6 protein-coding genes and 1 pseudogene are annotated in these 5,715 nt (G+C 58.8%); 3 read left to right on the forward strand and 4 right to left on the reverse strand.

Annotated features, from left to right (window positions below):
* Window positions 1–126: 126 nt before the first annotated feature.
* Entirely contained in the window at window positions 127–1,257 is a 1,131-nt protein-coding gene (locus P0D80_RS48350) for an IS110 family RNA-guided transposase (protein ID WP_408295399.1), read from the forward strand.
* A 267-nt stretch (window positions 1,258–1,524) separates the two neighbouring features.
* Here the strand turns inward: P0D80_RS48350 and P0D80_RS48355 are convergent, their stop codons facing one another.
* Window positions 1,525–2,442, reverse strand: coding sequence for an IS4/Tn5 family transposase DNA-binding protein (locus P0D80_RS48355; RefSeq protein ID WP_408295401.1), 918 nt, complete (start codon window positions 2,440–2,442; stop codon window positions 1,525–1,527).
* 116 nt (window positions 2,443–2,558) lie between these two features.
* Here P0D80_RS48355 and tnpA point away from each other — a divergent pair, with 116 nt between their 5' ends.
* Together tnpA and tnpB are read left to right on the forward strand one after the other, a co-directional pair.
* Complete coding sequence (tnpA, locus tag P0D80_RS48360; protein ID WP_408295404.1) at window positions 2,559–2,975, forward strand: IS66-like element accessory protein TnpA; 417 nt, start codon at window positions 2,559–2,561, stop codon at window positions 2,973–2,975.
* On the forward strand, window positions 2,972–3,154 hold the full coding sequence (gene tnpB, locus P0D80_RS48365; protein ID WP_408295407.1) for an IS66 family insertion sequence element accessory protein TnpB: 183 nt from the start codon (window positions 2,972–2,974) through the stop codon (window positions 3,152–3,154). The genes tnpA and tnpB overlap by 4 nt, the downstream gene beginning before the upstream one ends.
* Before the next feature lie 54 nt (window positions 3,155–3,208).
* Here the strand turns inward: tnpB and P0D80_RS48370 are convergent.
* The 3 genes and pseudogenes from P0D80_RS48370 to P0D80_RS48380 all read right to left on the reverse strand — a co-directional run.
* Window positions 3,209–4,215 (reverse strand): annotated as a pseudogene (locus P0D80_RS48370) (tyrosine-type recombinase/integrase).
* The gene (locus P0D80_RS48375) at window positions 4,212–5,150 is read right to left on the reverse strand and encodes a tyrosine-type recombinase/integrase (protein ID WP_408295410.1); all 939 of its coding nucleotides are present in this window, start codon (window positions 5,148–5,150) and stop codon (window positions 4,212–4,214) included. The pseudogene P0D80_RS48370 and the gene P0D80_RS48375 overlap by 4 nt, the downstream one beginning before the upstream one ends.
* Window positions 5,147–5,715 (reverse strand): site-specific integrase (locus P0D80_RS48380; RefSeq protein WP_408295413.1); only part of this gene is annotated, 569 nt, incomplete at its 5' end. The genes P0D80_RS48375 and P0D80_RS48380, both read right to left, overlap by 4 nt.

The raw sequence follows: 5,715 nt of genomic DNA on the forward strand, positions 1-5,715 counted from the left end.
GCAGTATGACTTTCCGTGAGCCAGTGGCTGGCCCGCCGTGAGGAACCAAACGCGGGTTAGCATCACTGCCAGAGCCGCATGATGTGCAGAGGGCACACCCCGGCGATTTCCAGCACGGAGGCCAGCATGGAACACGATAGCACGGTGTTTGTCGGTCTGGATGTTCACAAGGAGTCGATCACGGTGGCGTACGCGATCGATATGGGCGACGTGGAACTGTTGGGCAAGATCGGAACGCTGAAGGCGGATATCGATCGCTTGTGCAAGCGTGTTCAGTCGAAGGCGCGCCATGTCCGCGTTGTCTATGAAGCCGGCCCCTGCGGCTACGGACTCTACAGGGAGCTCGTTGAAAGAGGATTCGACTGCGTGGTATGTGCGCCGTCCCTGATTCCGAAGAAACCGGGCGAGCGCGTCAAGACGGACCGGCGGGATGCAGTCAAGCTCGTACGCGCGCTCCGCGCTGGCGACCTGTCAGCGGTACACGTGCCGGATGTTGAAGACGAGGCGTTCCGGGACCTGGCGCGCGCATGGGCGGCAGCGAAAGCAGATCTCAGACAGGCCCGCCAGCGATTGAAGTCCTTCCTGCTATCGCATGGAGTCCGCTACTCAGGTAACGCCAACTGGGGTCCCGCGCACCGGCGATGGATAAGCGTATTTGCATTCTCGAACCACTGGCAGCAACTGGCCTTCGACGAGTGCCGTCGCACGATTGAAGACAGGTTTGCGCAATGTGAGCGCCTCGAGGCGACCTTGCACGAAGCTGTCGTTGGCTGGCGATTTTATCCGGCCATTCTCGGTCTGCAGACCATGCGCGGCATACAGTTCATCACCGCCGTGGGCATGCTCTCCGAATTGGGGGACCTCTCCCGCTTCGAGCACCCGCGCCAACTGATGGCCTGGCTGGGCGTGACGCCCTCAGAACATTCGTCGGGTGAGCGGCGGCGTCAGGGCAGCATCACGAAGAACGGCAACAGCTATGCAAGAAAGCTGCTCGTTGAGGCCGCCTGGAGCTACAGATACCCGGCACGCGTGAGTCCGGAAATCCAGCGCCGACATGAAGGTATTCCCAAACGCATCCTTGACCGTGCCTGGGACGCACAGGTTCGACTCTGCCGCCGATATCGCAAGCTGGCAGCACGCGGCAAGAATGTGAACATCGCTGTTGTCGCCGTCGCACGCGAGCTTGCGGGGTTCATCTGGGACATCAGCAAGCTCGCAATGTCGCTCGCCGTAACGCGAAACGAGCAGCCGGCGTAGCGCTGAGCTTTGCTACATTGATTCGACGAGTTTCCTGAAGGCGGCGTAGCCCGGCACCCGAGCAACCCGCGGTTGGACTATGCAACGGACATCATTCGATTTGCGGCTTTAGATAGCGGCAGGCTCAAGGGGCGGACCTCTGTAATGCGGTAACCAACCCGCGGATATCAGTGCGATCCACCGTCGAGACTTACTGCTACGCCGCCTCCAGGAAATTCATGTGCCCACAAGAGGAAAACGAAAACCGATCCCGATTGACACGGAAAGTCATATCAGTACAATTACCGTAAGTTGCAGCGCCGGATAACGATTCTGCTTACCGATGGGCGGCAACACTGTCATTTGCTGGTAGCGGACCTCAAGGGTCACTGTCATCGGGTGCCCCTTCGCGTCGCGAATCTTGACACGGTGCACTCCTTTGACCTTAACCTGTTCCATTGCATCCGCGATGGTGTGCTGCCCATCGCCCGCGAGCCGGTCAACGCAGGTTCGCACAAGAAAGTATGTGCACAGGTCGTGCGCCGTACAAAACAGTTCGTAAATGTCGCTTTCGCGATCGCCAACATGAACGCAACGCACCGGCTCGCCTAGCAGCGCTGTCGACTGACGCATGTTCTCCAACCACCGATAGCTTTCCTTCTCCTCAATTGGAACTCGCGTGGGATTGATGTGCCGCTTCAGCGCGGTAGTGCCTTTGAACTTGTTTCTAGTCCAGAACTTCACCGCCGCCAGACCCAGCGGCAATCCCTCCGGGGTGACAACCAGACTCGAATGCATCAGGATGCCGCATTGCGTCAGCGGTTTCAACAGCCCATGTTTGCCGCGCTGGACAGAGGTCTTGCCCGTGTAGCCAATCAGCTCTGGGCGCTCCCGCTGATACGAGAATGTCGTCGTATCTTGAAGCACGAGAATGGCGCCTTGCGTCGCCTTGAAACGATCGGCACTCGCCTGGAAGTGACCGCTCAGGATGTCCTGCTCGCTGACCCGATCGTTGGACAGGAATCGGTAAGCGGCTTTCGTCGAGGCCCAGTCCTGACATGCGAAGGGAATCGGCTGGCCCATGCCCGACCACAACCGCTCCAGCACGATGCCAAACCGCTTGCGTAGTCTCGCATCCTGAAATTCGCTCGCCTCGACTTCCTTGTCGAACCACGCTCGTTCGTCCGCCTGTCGTTTGCCGGCCATCTCGCTCGTACACGAAATATGACGAAGGCTAGGTTACCAGGTTTCGCGATAGAGTTGTGGGTAATTGCAAGGTCTTCATTACCGTGTAGATTTACTTGTTGAGTTTGGCTACTTTGGTGCCCACCAAACGAATGGTGGACGCAACAGTGGACAGCCATCATCAATCCAAACGGTCCAAGCGACCGAATTTTTCGGTCGAGTTCAAGCGGCAGATCGTCGAGGCGACGCTCAAGCCGGGTGCCTCGGCTGCGCTCATCGCTCGCGAGCACGACATCAATGCCAATCTGCTGTTCAAATGGCGTCGTCATTATCTTGCCGGCGATTTCGGCATGCCCGACGCTCAGTTGTCAGAGGCGCCTGCACTCAACTGGCTACCAGTGGCAGTGGCTGAGCCTTCACCGGACGTGCCGGCATGCCCATCGCGAGAGAGCACCAGCATCTACGAGGTCGAGTGTGGCGACGTCCGGCTACGCTTGAGCGCGGACACACCCATCGCGACCCTGATCAAGATTGTGCGGGGCCTTGCCCGATGAGCCTGCTGATGCTGCCGTCCGCCGTTGGCCTGCCGTCCGGATCCCGAGTGTGGCTGGCCGCGGGAGTCACCGATATGCGGGCCGGATTCAACAGTCTCGCGGCCAAGGTGCAGACCGTGCTTGAACGGGATCCGTTCTTATGTGGCTCAGCGAAATATGTAGCGGCCGACCGTGAGTAGGAAAGCAGCCTGTGATGTCATGGCCCTGATCTCGGCGGTCGGCGACACGTAACGCTACAGATTTTCAAGGAGACTCAAGACGGCGTCCTTCGGTCGAAAGCGATGAGTTGCGATTCCTCGAATAGCGGCCTTATCCAGTCCGCGTCGCATCATTTCGACATCTGCTGCGGCGTAGCGATGCGTAGTAGCGACCTGTGCGTGTCCAAGCCACGCCTGGATCGTGAGAAGGTCAACTCCAGATTGAAGCAGCATCATTGCCAGCGAATGTCGAAACACGTGTGGCGAGATTTCCTTTCGCACAAGTTCGGGTTTCTGCAAGGAAGCTGCGGCGGCGGCACGACGTACGATGTGGGTAGCACCGAAACGCGTCAGCCGCTCGCCGTGCACGCCAGCGAATAGTGGGACCGCCTCATGCCGGCCGACGCCATTCTCCCGCAGTAAATCCTCGATTTCTGTAACGAGATCAGCGGCCAAGGGATCACACGTTGCTTGCGACCTTTGCCGCGAAGCATGACATGCGATCGCGCTCCGTCCAACGAGAGGTCGGATGCGTCCACGCCGAGCGCCTCTGAGATTCTGGCACCGGTACGGGCAAGGAACAACAGCAGGACACGGTCGCGACGGCCGATTTGTGAGGACACATTCGGCGCATTGATGAGTGCGTCGAGCTCGGCTCGCGACAGATATCGGGGGTTGGACAGGTCCGACTTCTTGATTGGAATCGAAAGTACGCGCTGAGCGACGCCAAGCGCAGCGGGATCACAAGTCGACACATGACGGAAGAATGAGCGTATCGCCGTGAGACGAGCGTTGCGAGTGTGAACACAGTTGCCGCGCGAGCGTTCCAGATGATCCAGATATGCCAGGATCATGTCGCGGTCGAGGTCCTCAACCACCAGAGCGCTTGGTTTCTTGCCAGTCCGCTCTGAAGCGAAGATGACAAGCAGCCGGAGAGCGTCTCGGTATGCAGCAATGGTGGCCTGCGTCGCGTTACGCTGCTGCGTCAGTCGTTCACGAAAGAAGGACTCGAAATGCCGTGCGAGTGAAGGTTGACCGTTCATGCCACAGCTCCTGTGCTGAATACGTTGTCTGCGATCAAGCTCAGCAGTTCTGGCGTAGCAGTAATGTAGTAGGCGGTATCGCTGTATCTGCCATGACCCAGGTAAGTCGCCAGAATCGGCAGCATCGACTGAACGTCGGTCTTCTGTCGGTGCCAGTGCGCAAGGCGTGTGACGGCGAATCGATGGCGTAGATCATGAGGCCGCAAGGACTTGGTCCCTGTCCTGTTCAGGCCAGCAAGCTCACAAGCCTGTTCGAAACCGTAGTGCAGCCCGGCCGGGGACAGCCGGGTGCCGCGTGTACTGACAAAAAAAGCCGAACTCGTTTGTAGCGGAAAGACGAGGTCACGATACCGGGCATAGGCTTGCAGCGCCGCCAAGGTAGTAGCGTGTACGGGCACCAGCCGGTCCTTCCGGAACTTGGTCTTGCGGATTTGCAAGATACCTGTGTATAGGTCAACATCGGTTCGATCGAGACGCAGTGCTTCGCCCGAACGCAGCCCCGTGCTCGCCAGCAGACCTATCACGGTAGTTAGCGTTTGGCCACGCAGTGGTTGGATGACCGATATCCGCATGCTCGCGCTCATCAGGGAGCGTAGTTCTTCGTCGCTCAAGATCCGCGGTGGTGGAATGTGGCGCGAGCGAGGCAAGGCTCGGCAATCGAACGACCCGGTGCAAGGGTCGAACGCTGCGTAGTATTCGGCGAAGCGTCGAACTACGCCGTAGCAAATAGCCCTGCCGTTCGGCGTAAGATTGCTTGCCATGACGAAGTCCACGGCCAACGCTTGAGATAACGGACCACCCGCATGGCTTGAGCCAACGTAGCGGAGAAGTGAGCGGAGCGTCGCCGCCTGTTTGCGAAACTGATAGCCCAACGCTCGCTGAAGGGCAATGTAGCTCTCCGTTCCCGCAGTCAGCGCAGTCACGAACGCATTCATGACGCACCTCCAGGAAATGGCAATGAGACATCCGCGAGTTGCGGTACAGCGACCTTGACGTAAAAGGACGTGCTATCGATGTTCCGATGACCGAGTAGATCGGCGATCTCCTTGATTGGCCGTCGTTTCTCAACCAGCCGAGTCGCGAGGCTGTGGCGTAAAAGATGTGCACCACCACGTTGAGTGCGGAGTCCTGCACGTTCAAGTCGGAAACGCACAATACGCGAAATGCTGCTGCTGTGCGGGAACGAGCGCACCGGGGGAACACACGAAAGAAATACCCGGCGCTCAGTGGTCTGTGGTCGCGCATGAAGAACGTATTTAGCGAGTGCCTCACCTGTTTCCGGGAGCAGCGGTACAACACGGTCGTGATGTCCCTTTGTGTGACGCAGTACCAGCTCTCCGGTGCGCCACCGTATGTCGTCTAGCTCCAGCTCACGCAGCTCCCTGTTGCGCATGCCGGTCGTGGCCAACAAAAGCATCATTGCACGATCGCGAATACCGGATGGCGTCGTGCTCTCGATGCTATCGATCGCACGCTGCACGTCCTCCCACGGAAGTCGCG

The sequence above is a fragment of the Paraburkholderia sp. RL17-373-BIF-A genome, from assembly GCF_046030175.1.
Lineage (GTDB): Bacteria > Pseudomonadota > Gammaproteobacteria > Burkholderiales > Burkholderiaceae > Paraburkholderia.